The sequence below is a fragment of the Roseovarius halotolerans genome, assembly GCF_900172255.1.
Lineage (GTDB): Bacteria > Pseudomonadota > Alphaproteobacteria > Rhodobacterales > Rhodobacteraceae > Roseovarius > Roseovarius halotolerans.
In genome coordinates, this window is sequence record NZ_FWFU01000001.1 from 761,797 (window position 1) to 781,706 (window position 19,910).

Annotated in this window: 21 protein-coding genes and 1 tRNA gene; 5 read left to right on the forward strand and 17 right to left on the reverse strand. The window is 64.0% G+C overall.

The window, feature by feature from the left end; genetic code table 11:
* Positions 1–27 precede the first annotated feature (27 nt).
* The gene (gene hemF, locus ROH8110_RS03740; protein ID WP_085816980.1) at positions 28–918 is read left to right on the forward strand and encodes an oxygen-dependent coproporphyrinogen oxidase; all 891 of its coding nucleotides are present in this window, start codon (positions 28–30) and stop codon (positions 916–918) included.
* Between the two features lie 7 nt (positions 919–925).
* Here hemF and ROH8110_RS03745 read toward each other — a convergent pair whose 3' ends face one another.
* From ROH8110_RS03745 to purB, 4 genes are all read right to left on the reverse strand, one after another.
* Positions 926–1,870 (reverse strand): lysophospholipid acyltransferase family protein, encoded by a 945-nt coding sequence (locus ROH8110_RS03745; RefSeq protein WP_085816372.1) that lies wholly within the window; start codon positions 1,868–1,870, stop codon positions 926–928.
* 71 nt (positions 1,871–1,941) lie between these two features.
* Positions 1,942–3,063, reverse strand: coding sequence for a flagellar motor switch protein FliG (locus ROH8110_RS03750; protein ID WP_170156446.1), 1,122 nt, complete (start codon positions 3,061–3,063; stop codon positions 1,942–1,944).
* 121 nt (positions 3,064–3,184) lie between these two features.
* Positions 3,185–3,343, reverse strand: a complete 159-nt coding sequence (locus ROH8110_RS03755; protein ID WP_121143657.1) for a carbohydrate-binding module family 14 protein — start codon at positions 3,341–3,343, stop codon at positions 3,185–3,187.
* Positions 3,344–3,435: 92 nt separating this feature from the next.
* The gene (purB, locus tag ROH8110_RS03760) at positions 3,436–4,743 is read right to left on the reverse strand and encodes an adenylosuccinate lyase (RefSeq protein ID WP_085816374.1); all 1,308 of its coding nucleotides are present in this window, start codon (positions 4,741–4,743) and stop codon (positions 3,436–3,438) included.
* Positions 4,744–4,834: 91 nt separating this feature from the next.
* Between purB and ROH8110_RS03765 the strand changes: the two genes are divergently transcribed.
* Both ROH8110_RS03765 and ROH8110_RS03770 read left to right on the forward strand, forming a co-directional pair.
* Complete coding sequence (locus ROH8110_RS03765; RefSeq protein WP_306372201.1) at positions 4,835–5,272, forward strand: DUF6314 family protein; 438 nt, start codon at positions 4,835–4,837, stop codon at positions 5,270–5,272.
* Positions 5,273–5,331: 59 nt separating this feature from the next.
* Entirely contained in the window at positions 5,332–6,120 is a 789-nt protein-coding gene (locus ROH8110_RS03770) for a heme-dependent oxidative N-demethylase family protein (protein ID WP_085816982.1), read from the forward strand.
* On the opposite strand, the gene ROH8110_RS03775 is transcribed toward ROH8110_RS03770, so the two are convergent.
* From ROH8110_RS03775 to ROH8110_RS03795, 5 genes are all read right to left on the reverse strand, one after another.
* Complete coding sequence (locus tag ROH8110_RS03775) at positions 6,081–6,803, reverse strand: hypothetical protein (RefSeq protein WP_085816376.1); 723 nt, start codon at positions 6,801–6,803, stop codon at positions 6,081–6,083. The two genes, ROH8110_RS03770 and ROH8110_RS03775, sit on opposite strands and share 40 nt — an antisense overlap.
* A gap of 102 nt (positions 6,804–6,905) precedes the next feature.
* Positions 6,906–7,745 (reverse strand): lytic murein transglycosylase, encoded by an 840-nt coding sequence (locus ROH8110_RS03780; RefSeq protein ID WP_085816377.1) that lies wholly within the window; start codon positions 7,743–7,745, stop codon positions 6,906–6,908.
* Between the two features lie 111 nt (positions 7,746–7,856).
* The gene (locus ROH8110_RS03785) at positions 7,857–8,843 is read right to left on the reverse strand and encodes a hypothetical protein (protein ID WP_139837379.1); all 987 of its coding nucleotides are present in this window, start codon (positions 8,841–8,843) and stop codon (positions 7,857–7,859) included.
* Positions 8,844–9,006: 163 nt separating this feature from the next.
* Positions 9,007–10,413 carry a type I glutamate--ammonia ligase gene (gene glnA / locus ROH8110_RS03790; protein ID WP_085816379.1) on the reverse strand — a complete coding sequence of 469 codons (1,407 nt, stop codon included), beginning with the start codon at positions 10,411–10,413 and terminating at the stop codon, positions 9,007–9,009.
* Between the two features lie 45 nt (positions 10,414–10,458).
* Entirely contained in the window at positions 10,459–10,797 is a 339-nt protein-coding gene (locus ROH8110_RS03795) for a P-II family nitrogen regulator (RefSeq protein WP_085816380.1), read from the reverse strand.
* 176 nt (positions 10,798–10,973) lie between these two features.
* On the opposite strand from ROH8110_RS03795, the gene ROH8110_RS03800 reads away from it, so the two are divergent.
* Positions 10,974–12,506 (forward strand): NAD(P)H-hydrate dehydratase, encoded by a 1,533-nt coding sequence (locus ROH8110_RS03800; RefSeq protein WP_085816381.1) that lies wholly within the window; start codon positions 10,974–10,976, stop codon positions 12,504–12,506.
* Between the two features lie 54 nt (positions 12,507–12,560).
* Here ROH8110_RS03800 and ROH8110_RS03805 read toward each other — a convergent pair whose 3' ends face one another.
* A complete protein-coding gene (locus tag ROH8110_RS03805; protein WP_085816382.1) occupies positions 12,561–13,070 on the reverse strand; it encodes a Hint domain-containing protein in 510 nt (169 codons plus the stop codon).
* Between the two features lie 184 nt (positions 13,071–13,254).
* On the opposite strand from ROH8110_RS03805, the gene ROH8110_RS03810 reads away from it, so the two are divergent.
* Positions 13,255–13,339 (forward strand) — tRNA-Leu (locus ROH8110_RS03810).
* Positions 13,340–13,553: 214 nt separating this feature from the next.
* Here the strand turns inward: ROH8110_RS03810 and ROH8110_RS18420 are convergent.
* The 7 genes from ROH8110_RS18420 to ROH8110_RS03845 form a co-directional block, all read right to left on the reverse strand.
* The gene (locus ROH8110_RS18420) at positions 13,554–13,931 is read right to left on the reverse strand and encodes a hypothetical protein (RefSeq protein ID WP_139837380.1); all 378 of its coding nucleotides are present in this window, start codon (positions 13,929–13,931) and stop codon (positions 13,554–13,556) included.
* 9 nt (positions 13,932–13,940) lie between these two features.
* Entirely contained in the window at positions 13,941–14,315 is a 375-nt protein-coding gene (locus ROH8110_RS03820) for a hypothetical protein (RefSeq protein ID WP_085816384.1), read from the reverse strand.
* A 356-nt stretch (positions 14,316–14,671) separates the two neighbouring features.
* Entirely contained in the window at positions 14,672–15,409 is a 738-nt protein-coding gene (locus ROH8110_RS03825) for an IclR family transcriptional regulator (protein ID WP_085816385.1), read from the reverse strand.
* A 59-nt stretch (positions 15,410–15,468) separates the two neighbouring features.
* Positions 15,469–16,575, reverse strand: a complete 1,107-nt coding sequence (gene tcuB, locus ROH8110_RS03830) for a tricarballylate utilization 4Fe-4S protein TcuB (RefSeq protein ID WP_085816386.1) — start codon at positions 16,573–16,575, stop codon at positions 15,469–15,471.
* On the reverse strand, positions 16,565–17,950 hold the full coding sequence (gene tcuA, locus ROH8110_RS03835) for an FAD-dependent tricarballylate dehydrogenase TcuA (protein ID WP_085816387.1): 1,386 nt from the start codon (positions 17,948–17,950) through the stop codon (positions 16,565–16,567). The genes tcuB and tcuA overlap by 11 nt, the downstream gene beginning before the upstream one ends.
* Positions 17,947–18,849 carry an NAD(P)-dependent oxidoreductase gene (locus tag ROH8110_RS03840; protein ID WP_085816388.1) on the reverse strand — a complete coding sequence of 301 codons (903 nt, stop codon included), beginning with the start codon at positions 18,847–18,849 and terminating at the stop codon, positions 17,947–17,949. The genes tcuA and ROH8110_RS03840 overlap by 4 nt, the downstream gene beginning before the upstream one ends.
* A complete protein-coding gene (locus tag ROH8110_RS03845; protein WP_085816389.1) occupies positions 18,846–19,820 on the reverse strand; it encodes an SMP-30/gluconolactonase/LRE family protein in 975 nt (324 codons plus the stop codon). Before ROH8110_RS03845 ends, ROH8110_RS03840 begins: the two co-directional genes overlap by 4 nt.
* Between the last annotated feature and the right edge of the window lie 90 nt (positions 19,821–19,910).

A 19,910-nucleotide genomic window follows, 5' to 3' on the forward strand; every position in this document is an offset into this window, starting at 1 on the left:
GACACGAAGGGGGAGGCCAGAGGCGCGATGAGCGGTGACATGATCGAAGAGAAGGCCCGGGCGGCCGAGTGGTTCCGCGCCCTGCGCGACGAGATCGTCGCGACGTTCGAGGCGCTGGAGGACAGCCATGACGACGGCCCTCTGAGCGAGTCCGCGCCGGGGCGTTTCGAGGTGAGCGAGACCACCCGCACCAGCGATGACGGCTCGGATGCGGGCGGGGGCCTGATGAGCGTGATGCGCGGCGGCCGGGTGTTCGAGAAGGTCGGGGTCAATGTATCCGAGGTCTATGGCACCCTGGGCGAGGCGGCGCAAAAGGCGATGGCGGCGCGCGGCGTGCCGGGGATCGCGGAGAACCCGCGGTTCTGGGCGTCCGGGATCAGCCTCGTGGCGCATATGCAGAACCCGCATGTTCCCGCCGTGCACATGAATACGCGCATGTTCTGGACGCCGGGCGCCTGGTGGTTCGGGGGTGGGTCGGACCTGAACCCCTGTATTCAGTATGACGAGGATACCGCGCATTTCCACGCCACACAGAAGGCGTATCTGGACCCGCATGGCGCGGATATTCATCCGCATCTCAAGGAATGGGCGGACGAGTATTTCTATATCCCGCATCGCAAGCGGGCGCGGGGCGTCGGCGGGATCTTCATGGATGACCGCAATTCAGGCGACTGGGCGGCGGATTTCGCGCTGACGCAGGATATCGGGCGCGCCTTTCTGCCCGCCTTCGTGCCGCTTGTGGAAAAGCGCCGGGTGCAGGACTGGAACGAGGCGGACAAGGATGTGCAGCTTGTCCATCGCGGGCTCTATGCGGAATACAACCTTGTTTATGACCGGGGCACGCGCTTTGGGCTGGCCACGGGGCATGACGCCAACGCGGTGCTGATGAGCCTGCCGCCGCTGGCGAAGTGGATCTGAGGGTGAATCAGGTCTTGTCGCGATAGGCGGCGAGCTGTTTCTCGCCGCGTTCGGCCAGCGGGCCGGTGCCGTCTTTCCAGCGGCGGTGAATCCAGAACCATTGATCCATGCGGGCGCGCACCTGCGCTTCGAGACGGTCATTGACCTCTTGCGTCATCGTGACCGGGTCGCTGACGGGCACGGGGCTTTCGACATGGATATGGAAATTGAGCCCGTCCGGGTCGCGGATGCCCCAGACCGGCACCAGCGGCGCATCGTATTTGAGCGCCAGTTCGGCGGTGGCCAGCGGCGAGAGCGCAGGTTTGCCGAAAAAGTTGAGCGGCACCCCGTCGAGCGAATTGAGATCGGTCAGGATCGCCAGAACGCCGCCCGAGCGCAGGTGCTTGACCATCTGCATCATGCCGCGCCGTCCCTGTTCGAACATCGGCTGGCTGATGGTTCCCATGGCGCGGGTATAGCGCAGGTTGAAGAAGTCATTGGCCATCGGGCGGTAGAACACGCCCATCTCGAAGCCCTGTTCGATCATGGCCACGCGCGCGGCGTTGAAATTGCCGAAATGGCCGGTGACGAAGATCACCGGGCGTCCCTCCTGGCGCGCGGCGCGGATCACGTCGAGGCCGGGGCCTTCGACCGGGGCCTTGCGGGCGCGGGCGATGAAGGCGTCGGGCGAGTAGAGTTCGATCATGTTGCGCCCGGCATTGTCGGGCACGGCGCGGATCAGGCGGCGGACTTCGGATTCGGGGAGGTCGGGCAGGACATGGGCGAGGTTGTCGCGCACCCGCGCGTCATAGCCCGCCACCGGCGCGATGATGCGCGAGGTGACCCAGCCCATGAAGGGCACCCGCCAGCGATAGGGCAGCAGCCGCGCCATTGCGATCGGGGCATACATGGCGAAACCGAGCGCGGTGTCGCGCAGCCGGTCGGAAAGGGGAGGGGTGCTGGTGTCGCTCATCGTCAAGTCGCGCCTGCTGATTTTTGAGGCAGACATACGCGGCGCGGGGCGTTTCCACAAGCCTTGGGCGATCAGCCCGCGCGATCGGATCGCGCTGCCGTGTCGGCGGTGTCATCGGGGTCGGGGGCGGCGATGAGGGTGATGTCGCCCGCGGCCTCGAGCCGGCGGATGGCGTTGACCACCTGGCTCATGGCGGCTTCGCCGTCGGTCAGGCTGACCTCGCCCAGCTCGCCGATCTCCTCGCGCAGGGCGTCGGCCATGCGACGCGACATGTTGGCAAGAATGAAGTCCACCGCATCGCCCAGCCCGGCGGCGGTGGCGCCCGCCAGCGCGGTGACCAGCACGGGTTGATCCACCTCGCGGGTGATGCGGGGCACATCGAGCGGTGCGAGGCGCGCGGGGATGTGGACGAAGGTGAAGATCGCCTTGCGCACGAGGCGCGCGAAATCGCCATCGGTTTCGTCAAGGCCGCTCAGCACCGCGTCGCGGGTGGCGGCGGCGGAGGAATTGAGGATTGCGCCGACACGTTCGACCGGCCCGGCGTCAAACGCGGTTTCGGGCACGTCATGCAGTTCCCCCGCGAGCGCGAGGCCGATGCGATCCACCGCCTCGGGCGTGACCGCGCCGGTGCGCGACACCGCGTAGGTGATGCGCCGCGCCCGGTCGCCGGGCAGGCGGCCCAGCAGTTCGGCGGCGCGTTCGGTCGCGAGTTTCGAGAGCATCACCGCGGCCACCTCGGTGCTTTCGCGCATGAGGATCCCCAGAAGCGCATCCGGTTTCGCGGCGCATACCTGTTCCCAGGGGTCGCCGAACTGGCGCACACCGGCCTCCTTGCGCAGGCGCGCGGCGGTCTGGGCGCTGATGCGTCCGTCAAGCGCCGAAAGCGCCCCGGCCACCCCGCGCGGAAAGGTGAGGCCCATCGCCTCGAGCTCGGAGGCGAATTCGGCCACGACATCGGCCAGCGTGGCGCGGTCCACATAGCGCATCGCGCCCATCTGGGTGGTGAGGCTGGCCTGAAGCGGATCAGGCAGGTCGCCAAGTGGCAGGTCGGCCCCTTCCTTCAGAAGGAAGCGCACGATGATCGCCGCCTTCTGGCGGCGGGTCAGGCGGGCGGCGGCGGCGCTGTGCGGCGCGTCGCGCGGCGAGGGGGACCCCACGGGCGTGAGGCGGGCAAGCTGTGTGGGCGGCATCATCGCGGTCCTCGTTCAGGCCATCAGGCTGCATGATAGGACCGCAGGAGTGAAGAAATGTCTAAAATGCCAACGGGGCGCCCGATGGCGCCCCGCGGCTTCAGGGTCTTGTCGTGCAGACGCGTCAGCTGGTGGTTTGCGGCACGCAGGTCTTGGCGTCGGCATCCCAGGCGGTGCCTTCGGCGCAGGACATCGTGTGTTGTTCATGCGCCGGGCAGGCATGGGACGCCAGGGCCGATGTGACGGTGAAGGCCGCAGCTGTCAGAAGGGTCTTGAAGGTCATCACAAATCTCTCCTGTTGAAGCGCGAGAATCATAGCATGACGCGCGGATTGCTCCAAACCGGATTTGCGAAAAGCCGCCGCATCCCGCCTGTTCAGCCCTCGCCGAATACCCGTGCGAAGATCGTGTCGACGTGTTTCGTGTGGTAGTCCATGTCGAATTTCGCGTTGATCCCATCCTCGCCAAGGGCGGCCACCACTTCGGGGTCGGCCAGAAGTTCCTGGCGGAAGTCGCGGCGTTCCTCCCACACCTTGAGCGCGTTGCGCTGCACCATCGCATAGGCGTTCTCGCGGCTGACGCCAGCCTGGGTCAGGGCAAGAAGAACGCGCTGCGACATCACGAGGCCGGGAAACTTGTTCATGTTTTCCATCATGTTGTCGGGATAGATCAGCATCTTGTCGATCACGCCCGTCAGGCGCGCCAGAGCGAAATCGAGCGTGATGGTCGCATCCGGCCCGATCGCGCGTTCGACCGAGGAATGCGAGATGTCGCGTTCGTGCCAGAGCGCCACGTTTTCCATCGCCGGGATCACCGCCGAGCGCACGAGCCGCGCAAGGCCGGTCAGGTTCTCGGTGAGCACCGGGTTCTTCTTGTGCGGCATCGCCGAGGAGCCCTTTTGCCCCATCGAGAAGAATTCCGCCCCTTCCAGAACCTCGGTGCGCTGCATGTGGCGCACCTCGATGGCGACGTTCTCGATGCTGCTGGCGATCACGCCAAGGGTGGCGAAGAACATGGCGTGGCGGTCGCGCGGGATGACCTGCGTGCTGATCGGTTCGGGCTTGAGACCCAATTCAGCGCAGACATGTTCCTCGACGCGCGGGTCGATATTGGCGAAGGTGCCGACCGCGCCCGAAATGGCGCCGGTGGCGATTTCATCGCGCGCGGCGCGAAGGCGGGCGCGGTTGCGGTCCATCTCGGCGTAAAAGCGCGCGAAGGTCAGGCCCATCGTGGTGGGTTCGGCATGGATGCCGTGGCTGCGCCCGACGCGCACCGTGTCCTTGTGCTCAAGCGCGCGGCGCTTGAGCGCGGCCAGAAGCCCATCCATATCCGCCAGAAGGATATCGGCGGCGCGGGTCAGCTGCACGTTGAGGCAGGTATCGAGCACGTCCGAAGAGGTCATGCCCTGATGCACGAAGCGCGCCTCGTCACTGCCGACATGCTCGGCCAGATGCGTCAGGAAGGCGATCACGTCATGCTTGGTCTCGGCTTCGATCTCGTCGATGCGGGCGACATCGAATTCCACGTCCTTCGCCTTCCAGACGGCATCGGCGTTTTCGCGCGGGATCACGCCCAGATCCGCCATGGCATCGCAGGCATGTGCCTCGATCTCGAACCAGATGCGAAACTTGGTGGCGGGGTCCCAGATGGCGACCATGTCGGGGCGGGAATAGCGTGGAATCATGTGACGAGCCTCTGCCTGTCCTGTAACGGTTGGCGCGGGTTTAGACGGATGGGCGCCGCGCGGCAAGCGGATGGCGCCGGGATGGGACGCTTTGACCGGATGCGACGATGACATGAAAGCGCGGGTGCTGGACGATTTCGAGGGGCGCTGGCGGATGACGCGCCGGATCGTACAGGGCGACGGCACGCGGGCGGGACTGACGGGCGAGGCGGTCTGGCGGCGGGTCGAAGAAGGGTTGCTGTGCGAGGAGGCGGGGGAGCTTTGCGTCGAGGGCCAGCCGCCGATGCAGGCGCAGAGGCGATACATGTGGCGCGATGACCTGTCGGTGTGGTTCGATGACGGGCGCTTTTTCCATATCGTTCCCGCGCGGGGCGGGGCATGTGCGCATTGGTGCGATCCCGATCAGTATGACGGCCAATACGATTTCAGCCGATGGCCGGAGTGGCGCTGTATCTGGCAGGTGCGCGGGCCGCGCAAGGATTACCGCATGGTGACGGATTACAGTTGGATCGGGCCGCTGAAGGGATAGGCCAGGCGTGGTGCATTTTCGGGATGCATCGGCCGGCGGGGCTGGCTAAGCATGGCGTCATGACAGAGATATTGCAGCAATCCATCCCGCATGATGCCCATGCGCCGCGCCCCTTGCCGGGGATCGCGCCGCTGGACCCGGCGGAATGGCTGGTGGTGGACGAGGTGTTCGGCGCACAGATGGCCGAGCGCGCGCACCTTTTGAAAGAGCGGCGCGACGAGGTGCTGGCGGTCACGCCCGAGGGTCGGGCGGCGGCGGATGAACTGCTGGTTTTCGTGCTCGATTGGCTGGCGCGTCATGGCGAGGGCTATGACATCGGCGAGGATGAGGTGGTGCGCCCGGACGGTGTGCGCGTGGCGCTCAGGCGCGACGATCCGATGTTCACGCTGGGGCATCTGGTTCAGGAAGATCTGTGCCTGATGGAAAAGCGCGGCGACGAGCATGTGCTGAGCGCGGCGGTGCTGTGCTTCCCGGCAAGCTGGCGTCTTGGCGACAAGATCGGTCGGCCGCTGACCGCGATCCATGTGCCGGTGCCGGAATATGATGAGGGGCTGGCGCGCCGGGTGCAGCGGTTGTTCGACGGCGTGCAGGTGGGGCGGCCCTTGTGGCGGTTCAACGCGCTGCGTTACGCAGAGCCGGACCTTTTCCAGCCGTGCCCGCGCGTCGCCCCGCTATATGAGGACAGGCTGGATGCGGAGGGGGGCGATGCGGTGCCTTATCTGCGCTCGGAGCGGCAATGCGTACTGCGCCTGCCCGAAACGCGGGCCTGCGTCTTTTCGATCCATAGTTACGTGATCCGCGCCCCGTGTCAGGTCGAAAGCGGCACGACGTCGCGCAGCATCGTATAGGCGAACATGAAGGCGCCGACGGGGGGCACGTATAGCATCATCGTCAGCGCCAGCGTGTGAATGGTCAGGCGCATGGGTTTGGTCGGCTCGGCCCGCTCGGAGAGCCAACGCTGCACGGCGGCGGCGCGCGGCAGGACCGGCACGGCGTCGATGATGTCCTGATCGTCGTCGCCGATGGTCTCGCGCGGGTCCATCGCCTCGGAAAAACCGGCGTAGGGATCGGGGGCGGGGTCGGGCCGGGGCGCGGTGGTGTCACATCTGGATTTCGCGCTTTCGCGCAGCAGGTCGAAGACCGAATCGATCAGTTCGGGGCCGACCGGCTGATGCGCGTCGCCGCGCAGGACGGAATCGGCGGGCAGGAAATCCTGCGTGCGCTGCTCGATCTGATCGGCGACGAAACGAAAGGCTTCGGGGTTGATGCGGGCGCTGTTGGGGCCTTTGATCGGGCCGACAGCGGCCACGAGATACCATGCGCCGCCCTCATCGTCGGGCGGCAGCCAGCCAAGGGCGACGCGCACATATTCGCGGTCGATCAGGGCGATGTCATCGCAATCCCAGATCAACGCGCGGGTCTGCGCATCGACGAAGCGAAACGCGAGATCGAATTCCTCGACAATGTCGCTGAATTCCATGCGCGGACATGCGCGATACTCGAAACCGACAACAAAGCCTTGGGTCTGCATGAGAAAATCCTCTCAGTGCCCGCATTGGTGTTTTCGGTTACCCCGAGTCAGACCACATGAATTTGAAGCGAAGTTGAAGGAATTGCGGCTTATCCGTGGCGCTCAGCCTCCGCCGTCGATCTTGGCGGCCATGATGGCGATGGCCTGTTGATAGACGGTGGCCGCGTTCCATTGCTGGATGACAGCGAAATTGGGCTGGCCCTGCTGGTAGCCCTGGCCGGGCCGCCAGCCTTTCTGGCGCAGGAAATTGGCGGTCGAGGCGAGCGCGTCGGTCAGGTTGTAGAAATCGACGCGCCCGTCGCCATTGCCATCGACGCCATAGGTGAGCGCATTGCCCGGCAGGAACTGGGTGTGGCCCAGTTCGCCGTGGCGTGCGCCGCGCGTAGCGCCGGTGATCGCGCCGCGATCCACCAGTTTGAGCGCGCCGATGGCGTGGGGGGTGAAGAAATCGCTGCGCCGGCAATCGTAGGCCAGCGTGGTGATCGCCGAGACGACCGCGCTGTCGCCCATGAAATTGCCGAAACCCGTTTCCATGCCGTGAATGGCGATCAGCACGCCCGCGGGCACGCCGTAGCGCGATTCAAGGGCGTTGTAGAAGGTGGCGTTCTGCGCGCGCCGTTGGCGCCCCTGCGCGACGATGGTCGCCGCGCCGCGCACCTGCATGAACTTGTCGAGGCTGTAGCGAAAGCTTTTCTGGTTGCGGTCGGCCGAAATGGTGGCGGTGGCATAGCGTGCTTCGGCCAGCGCCTGCAGGCCGCGGTCGCCGACGCCTGCGCGCGCGGCCTCGGAGGCGAATGCGGCTTTCCAGGCGTTGAAACCGCCGCCATCATTGCCGCAGGGCGCGGCGCGCACCGCCGGAGCGGCGCCGAGCGCCAAGGCAAGGGATAGGGCGAAGGCGAGGGGAGAGAGCGGACGGGGAGCGCGAGGGCGGGCAGCTTGCATGAGGGCCTCCGGTTGAGCGGCGTTCCCTTCTGAGTGTATCCATGCCGCGCGACACGACAACAGCAAAAACGGCCCATGCCAGGGGCATGGGCCGCGCAATCGTTACGGCACCTAGGAGAGAAGCGTCTCGACGATTGCCATCGCCTGAGCCGTGCTCCCGTGACTCTGAAGTGCAATAAACGTGCCAGTCAGCGCCGCCGCCTGACAGGCGAGGCGCGGATTCTCGCCCTTGATGAGATTGACGCCCAGCAGCGCCAGACCCACGGGCAGCGCGAACAGCATGACCGCATAGGCCATGAGCCAGGCGGCGAGCCTTTGCAGGTCGCTGATCGCGATCGGCGCGGAGATGGGGCGGTCGCGGGTTTCGCTGGCGTCGATCTCGCGCAGGAACTGACGCAGGGAATCGATCTCGGGTTCGCCGGTGCCGTCGCGGATGTCATCCGGGGCGTCGTGATGGTGGCCTCTTTGCGCGCTGCCATTCATGGGGCCGGCGGGCACGCCCGCAAGCGCCGCGTCATACGCCGATGGCACGAGTGGTGAGACGACCTCTGCGGTGGTGCGCGCCCGTGCCGGTTGCGCCGAGGGCGTGCCCTGAAGCGCGGCGGGCATGTCATGGGGCTGGGGCGCGATACCGGGCAGATCGGCGGTGATCAGCACGAAATCGGCGGCCGTCAACAGGCGGCTGTCGCCGACCCAGCGGACGTAATCCGCCGACAGGTGCCAATGCAGCGCCTTGAGCACATGGGTCAGCACCATTTCCCCGCTCACATCCTGACCTTCGCAGCGCCGGGAGCCTGCGCCCTCGGGCATTGAAAGGCCGAGATAGAGCGGCGCGCGCGTTTCGATGCCGTCAAAGGCGACATTGCGCTGAAGTTCGAGCCGGATCGTGTGGCAGCAGGTGGTGATCTGCACGCCACCTTCCGACAGCATACGGGTTCCCGTGACCCTGTGGCCAAGGGATTCGATGGCGGCCGCTGCGCGGCGCGCACAGCCTGCCATGTCCATGTCTCTCGTACCGAGAAAAACCAATCCTGCCGTCACCCAGTGAATGCGTTCGTTCATCTTCTTCGCCTGTCTTTCGGGTGTTGCGAGTGTCACCTGTCTAGACGGCGATAGCGGAAATGGTTTGTTTCAATTGCGAAGACATTTGGGCAATGCGTGCGTTGGGGGCGTGATTGTTTCCGTTGCCGGGCGGAAACTGCCCCAAAAAAAGGCGCCCCGGGATGGGGGCGCCTTTGGATCGTGTTGCCGCAGCGGTCGTTCAGCAGCTGTAATAGAGCTGGAATTCGACCGGGTGGGGCGTGTGCTCGTAGAGTTCGACTTCTTCCATCTTGAGGTCGATATAGCCGTCGATCTGGTCCTTGGTGAACACATCGCCCGCCAGCAGGAAGCTGTGATCGTTGGCCAGCGCGTCAAGCGCCTCGCGCAGCGAACCGCAGACGGTGGGGATGCCTTCGAGCTCTTCGGCGGGCAGATCATAGAGGTTCTTGTCCATCGCCTCGCCCGGATCGATCTTGTTCTTGATCCCGTCAAGCCCTGCCATCAGCAGCGCCGAGAAGCAGAGATAGGGGTTGGCCGAAGGATCGGGGAAGCGGGCCTCGACGCGCTTGGCCTTGGGCGATTCCGTCCACGGAATACGCACGCAGCCCGAGCGGTTGCGGGCCGAATAGGCACGCAGGACCGGTGCTTCAAAGCCCGGAATCAGGCGTTTGTAGCTGTTGGTCGAGGGGTTGGTGAAGGCGTTCAGCGTCTTGGCGTGCTTGAGGATGCCGCCGATGAAGTAAAGCGCCTCCTGGCTCAGATCGGCGTATTTGTCGCCCGCAAAGAGCGGCTTGCCGTCTTTCCAGATCGACATGTTCACGTGCATCCCGGTGCCGTTGTCGCCATAGATCGGCTTGGGCATGAAGGTCGCGGTCTTGCCGTAGGCCTGCGCGACGTTATGGATGACGTACTTGTATTTCTGGAGCTCGTCGGCCTGCGTGGTCAGCGTGCCGAAGATAAGGCCCAGCTCGTGCTGGCAGGACGCCACCTCGTGGTGGTGCTTGTCGACCTTCATGCCGAGGCGCTTCATCGTGCTGAGCATTTCCGAGCGGATGTCCTGACCGTCGTCGATCGGGTTGACCGGGAAATAGCCGCCCTTGACGCCGGGACGGTGGCCCGTGTTCCCCATCTCGTATTCGGTGTCGCTGTTCCAGGAAGCGTCGAGCGCGTCGACCTCATAGGAGACCTTGTTGATCGAATTCGAGAAGCGCACGTCGTCGAACAGGAAGAACTCGGCCTCGGGGCCGAAATAGGCGACGTCGCCGATGCCGCTGGACTTGAGATAGGCCTCGGCCTTTTCGGCGGTGCCGCGCGGGTCGCGGTTATAGGGTTCGCCGGTGTCGGGCTCGACCACCGAGCAATGCACGCAGAGGGTCTTTTCGGCATAGAACGGGTCGATATAGGCCGACTCGGTGTCGGGCATCAGCTTCATGTCGGAGGCTTCGATCGATTTCCAGCCGGCGATCGACGAGCCGTCGAACATGAAGCCTTCTTCAAGGAAGTCCTCGTCGACCTGGTCCGCCATCACGGTGACGTGCTGGAGCTTGCCGCGCGGGTCGGTGAAGCGGATGTCGACATACTCGACGTCTTCTTCCTTGATCTGCTGGAGAATTGCTTTCTGGCTCATGGGCCTTGTCCCTTTCTTCTGGTGGGGTATTCCGTTGGATGTCTGTCAGAGCGCGTCCGAGCCGGTCTCGCCGGTGCGGATGCGGATGGCCTGTTCAACCGGGCTGACGAAGATCTTGCCGTCGCCGATCTTGTCGGTCTTTGCCGCGTCGATGATCGCCTCGATGGCCTGATCGACCTGATCGTCGTCGATCACCACGTCGATTTTCACCTTGGGCAGGAAATCCACGACATATTCGGCCCCGCGATAGAGTTCGGTATGACCCTTCTGGCGGCCAAAGCCCTTGACCTCGAGCACGCTGAGGCCCTGAATGCCGGCCTCTTGCAGCGCCTCTTTCACCTCGTCCAGTTTGAACGGTTTGATGATCGCTTCGATCTTCTTCATGGCTGGGCCTCCTCGCGCCTTGAATGTCTCGGGGATTTGCAGACCACTTCTCAGGGGGGCTCTCAATCGGATAGGATGGTGCAGGGACGGCGCGGGGTGATGCGTCAAGGTAAATGCACAAAATTTAGGCAACGCGCCCGCGGGTTGGGCGAAATTGAATCGCGAGGGCAGGGGCCATGACCGAATTGCTGACCGCGGCGCAGATGCGCGCCATCGAAAGCGCCGCCATCGAGTCGGGCGAGGCGAGCGGGCTGGAGCTGATGGAGCGCGCGGGGCGCGGCGTGGTGGAGGCCATCTTTGCGCATTGGCCGGACCTGGCCCGCGCGCCGCACAAGGCCGTGGTGCTGTGCGGGCCGGGGAACAATGGCGGCGACGGATTCGTCGTGGCGCGGCTGCTGAAGGCGTGGGGCTGGCAGGTGGAGGTGTTTCTTTACGGCGATGCCGGAAAGCTGCCGCCCGATGCCGGGGTGAACTGCGCGCGCTGGCGGGAGATGGGGCCGGTGGGCGATCTGAAGGACGCGCCGCGCCGCGCCGACGGGGCCGATCTTTATGTCGATGCGCTGTTCGGCACCGGACTGGGGCGGCCTCTTGAGGGGGCGGCGAAGGATTGGGCCCTGGCGCAGGCGGCGGATGCGGGGTGTCGTGCGAAGACATTGGCGGTGGATATGCCATCGGGCCTGTGCAGCGACAGTGGGCGCGCATTGGGCGGCGTGGCGGTGGCGGCGGCGCTGACGGTGTCGTTTCATGCGCTGAAGCTGGGGCATGTTCTGGGCGCGGGGCCGGACCGGTGCGGGCACGCGGTGGTCGCCGGTATCGGGCTGCGCGGTGGTGCTGACGGGGTGGCGCGGGCTGTGGATGCGCCGGATCGCGCGGCGCTCGCCAAGGCGGGGCAGGCGCACAAGTTCACGCATGGTCATGCGCTGGTGCTGACGGGCGGTGCGGGCAGGACGGGTGCCGCGCGGCTGGCGGCGCGGGCGGCGCTGCGGATCGGCGCGGGGCTGGTCACGCTGGGCGTGCCGGGCTCGGCGCAACAGGAGGTCGCCTGCCAGATCACCGCGCTGATGCTGCTGCGGGTCGATGGCGCCGATGGGCTGGCCGCCGTGCTGGAGGATACGCGGATCAATGGGCTGTGCCTTGGGCCGGGGCTGGGGGTTGAACGGGCGCGCGATCTGGCCGGTGCGGCGCTCGCTGCGCGTCATGCGCCCGGCGTGGTGCTGGATGCGGATGCGCTGTCGGCTTTCACGGATGCGCCCGAGCGCCTGTTCGCGATGCTGCATGATCGCTGCGTGTTGACGCCCCATGCCGGGGAATTCGCACGGCTGTTTCCGGATCTTGCGGAAGGGCTGAATGCGCCTGCCACGACGGGTCCGGCATTTTCCAGGCTGGACGCGACGCGGGCGGCGGCGAAGCGGGCCGGATGCGTTGTGCTGTTCAAGGGCGCGGATACGGTGATTGCCGGGCCGGACGGGTCCGCGGCAGTGCATGCAGCGGCTTACGAGCGCGCCGCGCCGTGGTTGGCAACGGCGGGGGCGGGCGATGTGCTGGCGGGGATGATCGCGGGGCTGCTGGCGCGGGGCCATGCGCCGATGGCGGCGGCCGGGGCCGCGGCATGGCTTCATGTGGAGGCCGCGCGCAGCCTGGGCGCGGGCCTCATCGCCGAGGATCTGCCCGAGGCGATCCCGGAGGTGCTGCGCAGGTTGGGGTGCTGACACTCGGATCCGCCGCCAAGGATATGGCGGCGTCGGCTGTCGCGTCGGACGGGATCAGGCGGCCGCGGCGGCCCGTGCTGCCGGGTCGATCTGGCCGGCCACTTCGACGCCGTCGACATAGAGGATATGCGGGCGCGCGAATTCGATATCGCAGACCGTGACCTCGCGGCTGGGTTCGTGGCGCACGAATTCGCCATCCACCAGCCGTTCCACCGGCACCAGCGCCTGTTCGCGGCCGAACAGCGCCTTGGCGCGCCAGTCGCGGATCAGCACCTGTTGCCCGGCGGGCAGGGTCATGTCACGTTCGGGTCGGGTATGGCCCAGCGAGCCGGCCATGATGCGCACGACCGGCATCGAAACGCGGCGCGCACGGATCGCGGTGACGATCGCGGTGCCGCTGTCGCGGGTGATGACCCGGTCGCCCGGTTTCACGTCGCCGACAGGCTTTTCGCCTTCGAGCGTGAGGATGACGGATTGGGCCATCAGGCCCGAATTGGGGAGAATGTCACTCGGGATCATTGCGGTCGCATTGCCGCTGATCCGCCCGACCGTTTTCGGTTTCATGGCGTTACTCGCTCTGTTACTGCCTCAGTTTTTCCACCACAATATGGCAAGAATGGGTTAATGTCGCGCCTTTTTTGCGCCACATTGTGGGTTTCCAGACCGGATTTTCCACTCGCCTCGGCCGCGCGGCTTTGCTAGATACGCCCGCAGCGCCCGCCGATCCATCGGCCGTGGCGCGATCCGGGCGGGTGTGGCGAAATTGGTAGACGCACCAGATTTAGGTTCTGGCGCCGCAAGGCGTGGGGGTTCAAGTCCCTCCACCCGCACCAGGTCTCCTGTTGAATATGCGCTTGCTGGAGAGAGGCGTCGTGAGCGATTTCTCTAGCTCAGTGCAACCGTGTCACGGTCGGGGCTACGAATGCACGGGAAGCGCTTGCGCAGGAAAATACTGCGGCGTGATTACGGCGCTGAGATTTGGAGAGATGTCTGACTACAGAACTTCTATCGGGGTATGTCGGAGTTTTCAGGTGTGAACAGATTTGCTCACTCTTCAAACACTTGCTTAAGCTTTTCTTGCAGCCATTCGCGATCTGCATTTTCCAAGGCTTTCATCAGATCTGATTGGTCTGAAGTGGTGAAAAATTCGTCCATTGTGGCCCAATAGTTGGCATTCATTTGAAATGTCAAAATCTTGGACTGTAGCTCTTTGTCGATACCAAGCTTTGCCTCAAGCTCCATAGCGGATACTTCTTGAATGAATTTAGCGGAACACTTGTTGGCGCATGGCGGATGGGGTTTGAAGGGAAAGATCGTACATTCGCAGCCGGGAACATGGCTCTTGTCTTGTCCCGACGCGGCATGTCCAAAGTTTGGCAGCGCCGCAATACAAGTCAGAATAATTCCTTTTGCAAGATACTTCATTCGATCAACCTATCCGTTGTTGCGATAATGAATCCACCATATCAGATAGCATGTCAGCCAAAGTGTTAGGACCGCCGCTCCCGCTATCAGCAGGTTCATCTGGCAAATGAAATCCGAATTAATCTTTGGCATAATTTCGGAGATCGTTGCTTGGTCGCCAACCCTAGCGGCGATTACCCTACGATGAACACTGTCACCGAAGAACATCGAGGCCGCGAGCAGGATCCATGCCGGGATAAGTAGATAATAAAAGCTTCGTTGCTTAGAATTTGTTGGGCTTACATGCGATGTTCCAATCACCATCAGAATGCTGCCACCCATCAACATTAACGTCCATGTTATATGCTGTGCTGCATTATCAGTGATTGCTTCAAAGAATTCCATGTTGCTCCTGCGAATGCGGTCTACAGAAACGATACGTCAAAAGACCAATCGAAGTCATGCTTTTCAGACAGACTTCTTATTAATTGGCGTTGCTGCAAGAGACTGGGAGCATTACTTCGCGTACAGAGTTCTTGCGCCGTCAGTACCGTAGGAGAACATCTTGTGCTTTTCGACCACGTTGATGCTAGTGCTTGGCTTCGATGCCGCAGCCACAGCGCCGTCCAAGACTCTGCTTGCTCCTGCGCGCGGCGCACCTAGAAGGGCGGCTGATTTTGACCGCCGCGGACGCCTCCGCGCCCCGATGGCTGCAAGCTGCAGCGGCAGACCGCCCGGTTTGAGACTACTGTTCGTGGCCCTCAGGTCAGTGTCTCGGACAAGGTCGACTTGGGATATGCCCCGCCCAATGCTTCTGAAAGTTCGCGCGCTGCCGTTAGCAGCGGTTGCTTCATTCTGGCGACGTCCTCGGGCGAGAACCGTTCCTTCGGGCCGGAGAGCGAAAGCGCGCCCATCAGGCTGTCACCACTTGAAAAGACCGGAACTGCGATGCCGGCGCAGAACTTGTCACGTTCCCCCAGGGAAATCGCAAAGCATTCGTCATGAATCTGGCGGAGGCTGGGATCATCTGGAAGGTCACCGCTGAAAGCGAGCAGAACCTTGCCCGCCGCCCCACGGCGTATGGGCAGGCGATCCCCGGCCTGAACACGATCGAGCGTTGAATGCCGGGAGTCGAGCCGGAACAGGCAGAGCCGCTCGTCCGCCGTCTGGCGGATATGGAAAGACGGACTCTCGGTGCCTTGATCGACCAGCCGTTCCATCACCGGCATGATGATGTGCCTCAGAGGATTGCTTCGCTCATAGGCAAGCCCCAGCTGCATGATCATGGGCCCAAGGGCGTATTTGGATTCTTCGACGCGCATGATGTAGCCAGCATCGAGAAGGGACTCGAGAATCCGCAGGATCGTGCTTTTGTAGAGGCCGGTGGCGCGCGCGATCTCGCTGAGATTGCGCGGAACGGTCGATTGTTCGAGCGCGGCCAGGATCGCCAGCGCCCGGTCTACAGCGGCGACGCCGCGTTGTTCAGTCTTGTCACTCACCTGAACATCCTCGTCTTGGGGTTGTCTGTTTTTGCCACAGCGTTTTGTTCCATTGCAACTTAATCCGTTTGCAGACTGTGACGGCGCATGTCGCGCGCATGGCGGGCCAGGGCGAGATAGCGATAGAGACCGTGGACGAACTTGCCGTAGGGCATCGTCAGGAAGAATGTGAGCACCGCGCCGAGGTGCAGGGCCAGGAGCGGGCCGAGCAGGGGCGTTTCTCCGAGGAGACGGAGGGCCAGACCGCTTGTGCCGGTGATGAGGAGGATCAGGATGAAACCGACCTCCATGCCGCGAAACCCTTGGGTGCCAAGTTCATTCATGCGGGTTTGCTTGGCCCTGAGCAGGCCGAGCGGCCCGACCGTCAGCCCGATGCCGCCCGCGATACCCAGCAGGGCGGGGCCGCTGTGCCATGCATAGGGAGCGGACCACCCGAGGATGTAGTGATAAAGGGTGGCGAGCGATGTCGCGGCAAAGCACAGCAGAAAGCCGTAGAAGGTGAAGTGGTGCCAGAGCTTGCGGCGGTCGTCGGGCTGGTCGCTGTCGTTGAAACAGCCCATGCCCCCGCCATCGAGATAGCGCAGGCGCGCCGCATCATGTGCAGCATGCGCATGATCGATCGCGCCGATCTGCGGTGTGCCGGCGTCCCGCCAGAAGGCCCTCGCGCCCATGAATACAGCGACCAGCATCCACAGGAAGGCCGCGCCGAAGAGGGCGACCATCGCGTTATGGGGCATCAGCGCATAGAACCGCCCTTCGGCCAGATGCGCCGATGTCAGCGCACCGGGATCGCCCGCCGCGACAAAGCCCGCGATGAACAGCGCGACCGTCAGGGTCAGACCGATCGCCAGCGCCGTTCCGTGGCGCGCGAAAAGAGGGCGGGCGGCGGCGGGCCAGGCGTAATGCGCGTAGCTTTCGCTGCGCACCTGCGCCAGCGTGCCGGGCACGTTCACGGCGAATTCATGCGGCGGCGTGAACTGGCAATCGTGATAGCAGGCGCCGCAATTGTGGCACAGGTTGGCGAGGTGGTTGAGATCGCCGTCGCTGAACGAGCGCTTCAGTTCCATCGCCGGAAAGACAGCGCATAGTCCTTCGCAGTAGCGGCAGGAATTGCAGACCGTCATCAGGCGGTTGGCTTCGGTCAGGGCAGGGGTGCTATGCGACATGGGCTGCGGCCTCCTCTCCGGCGAGCCGTCCGAAGACGGCGCCGATGGTCATGCCGATCCCGGCAGCGTAGCCTTGCCCCAGCACATTCCCGGCCATGATTTCCCCGGCGGCGAACATGTTCTCCGAGACGGCACCGTCCGCCATGACCATGCGGGCATGCGCATCGACGCGCACGCCGAGATAGGTGAAGGTGATGCCGGGGCGCACGGGATAGGCGTAGAACGGCGGTGTTTCGATCCGCTGCGCCCAGTTGGTCTTGTCGATCGGCAAGCCCTGCGTGCGATTTCCGTCCGGCTCCGTATGGTCGAAGGGGCGACCGCCGACCACGGCATTGTTGAATGCATCCACCGTGTCCGCAAGCGCCGCGGGATCAAGCGATAGCTTCCCGGCAAGACCGGCAATGCTGTCGGCTTCGACCGGAGGAAAGAGCGAGGGCATGAATTTCTCCAGGTTGGGCGCGTCGAAAACGATGTAGGCGATCTGTTCGGGTTGCGCGGCCACGAGGCGGCCCCAGATCGCGTAACGTTTGGGCCAGATATCCTCGCCCTCGTCGTAGAAACGCTCAGCATTCTTGTTGACCACGATGCCGAAAACCACGCAGTCGAGTCGGGTGATGATCCCGCCGTCGTATTTCGGGGCGCGTGCGTCGATGGCGACGGCGTGGCATTGCGCGGCATCGCCGATCTGCTGAACGCCACTGTCGATCAGCGCACGGGTGAGGCTTCCCTTGTTGTAAGGCGTGCCGCGTATCAGGAAGTTTTCCGCCCGCTCGCCCCAGCCTTCCTTGAGCCAGTCGATATCCGCCTGGAAACCACCGCTTGCGGCGATGAAGGTCTGCGCCTCGATCCGGCTCTCACCGTCCTGGTGTCGGACGGTGGCGGCACGAAAGCGATGGCCTTCGATCTCGACCCCGGTGATTTCGTGCTCATAGCGGACCACGACGCCCAGGCCTTCGGCCGTGCGATAAAGCGCGTTCAGCATGGACCGCCCGCCGCCGAGGAAAAAGGAGTTCGTCCGACCCAGGCTGAGCGTTCCGCCAAGCGAGGGCTGAAACCGTACGCCTTGTTCCTGAATCCAGTCGAGCATGTCATACGAGCGTGCGATCATCATCCGCGAGAGGGCTTCATCGGTGTTTCCGCCGGTGACGCGCAGCAGGTCCTCCATGAATTCGTCGCCCGTATAGGGACCGGTCAGGGTGCCGGTCGCCGCGTCATGAGCGCAGCGCATGTTGCGGGTGTGTCTTGTGTTGCCGCCGCGATAGAATTTCGGCGCTTTCTCAAGCACCAGAACCGAACAACCCGCCCGGCGCGCTGCAATCGCGGCGCAAAGCGCGGCATTGCCGCCGCCGGCGACGAGGACATCCCATTGCGTCATTGTGCGCGGTCCATGACGCGGATCAGGGCGGGGAAATAGGCGTTGTCGAGCCCGGCATCGCGGGCTTTTTCCATGCGTGATCGGGCCAGTTCCGCGCCATGCGCCTTGAAGCCGGTCAGGGTGGCCAGATCGAGCGCATAGCTGACGTCTTTCAATGCGTAGTTGGTCGGGAAGGCCCCTTCGGGAAAGGTGTCGGGCAGCATCGCCTTCATGCCGTGATTGCGCAGTGCGAAACTGTCGGCAGATCCCTTGGACAGGGTATCAAAGAGAAGCTCGGCGTCGACGCCCGCCGCGCGGCCAAGGGTCAGTGCCTCGGACAGGGCGACGACTGTTTCAAACAGGACCATGTTGTTCAGGATCTTGACGACCTGCCCGCAGCCGACCGGCCCGCAATGGGTGATGTCGGTGGCGGCATGGGCGAGGAGGGGGCGCAGCGTCGCGAAGTCCTCTGACGAGCCGCCGACCATGATCGACAATGTGCCATCCTCTGCCGCCTGGCGTGTGCGTGCCACGGGAGCATCGGCAAAGCGCACGCCCTTTGCGGCCAGTTCCTCGGACAGCTCGCGGGTCAGACCGACCGGGGAGGTCGATGTATCGACCACCAGCAAACCGGCGCGGGCGGCTGGCAGGATTTCGCCGCGCACGACGGAGTCGACCTGTTTGCCACCCGGCAGCGAGAGAAACAGGATATCCACCTCGGCAACCATTGCGGCGATGTTGGGCGCCGGGGTTGCGCCAAGTTCCGCCAGGCGTGCGACCGGCGCGGGCGAAAGGTCAAACACCTGCATTGCCGCGCCGGATTTCTGCAGAATGTTGCGACAGATGGGCTCTCCCATCACACCAAGCCCGGCGAAACCGATTTTCAGGTCTGTCTGGGGCGTTTCTTTTCGGGATGTCATGCGGAGTCTCCTTGGGGCACGGGAATGGACAGGATCGACGTGCCGCAAAGCGACCCGAGATAGGCGCGGCTTTCGTCGTCGGAAAAGGCGATGCTGGCGATATTGCCAAGGCGGCTTTGGCCGGTGTCGTAGAAATGCTCGCGCCCCATGCTGCCTGTGCTGAGCGCGGTTTCGACACGGTCGATCAGCGCGTCATCCCGATCTTCAAGGATCAGGCATGCCGAGCCATCCGGCGCGATCCGCCAAAGCCGGTTGGACACGATGCAGGTGACCCAGAGATTCCCGGCCCGGTCATAGCGGATGCCGTCGGGGAAATCGCCGCGACCGAACTGGACCAGCGTCTGACGGTTCGACAACCCGTCCGGGCCGAGGTCGAATCGGGTGATTCGGCGCGCGAATGTTTCGGACACCACGAGGCCGCCGCCGTCAGGGGTGAGGCGGCATTCATTCGCAAAGCAGATGTCGTCGGCCAGGATGCGCGGCTTGCCGTTCTCGATCAGCACGATCAGGCCGTCCGCAACCTTGTCGGAATAGGCGTTGAAACGCGGCTGCTGCACGGTGCTTACGGTGATCCAGAGCCGTCCTTCCGAATCGCTCATCACGAAATTCGCCGCGGCGAGTTCGACCCCGTCCACCACGGAGACAACGGATTCCAGTTTCTCGTCCCGTGTCAGCCGCCAGATGCCACCACCTTCGCCGATATTGGCGATCAGAACGCTGCCGTCGGCCTGCGGGGCGATTCCGTTGGGCACCAGTTCGGCCCCGTTCACCCAAGCCGGATCAGGACCATGAGTCGTGACGCGTCCGTCCTTGCTGATACGGCTGACACCGCGCGCACGATGCGAGACGACCAGCCCGCCATCCGGGGAAACGTGAATCGATTCCGGGCGGTCAAGCCCGTCGCCGACATGGGTGACATCCGCGAATGACAGTTTGGCGCCTGGGTCGGGATGGGGGGTCGTTTCGTGCATCTCTCTCAAAATACTGAACCTTCTGTTCTGTTTTAACCGCTCGTTTCGCGCCTTGGGAGCGCGAGGAAATCAGGAATTTTGCGGAATATC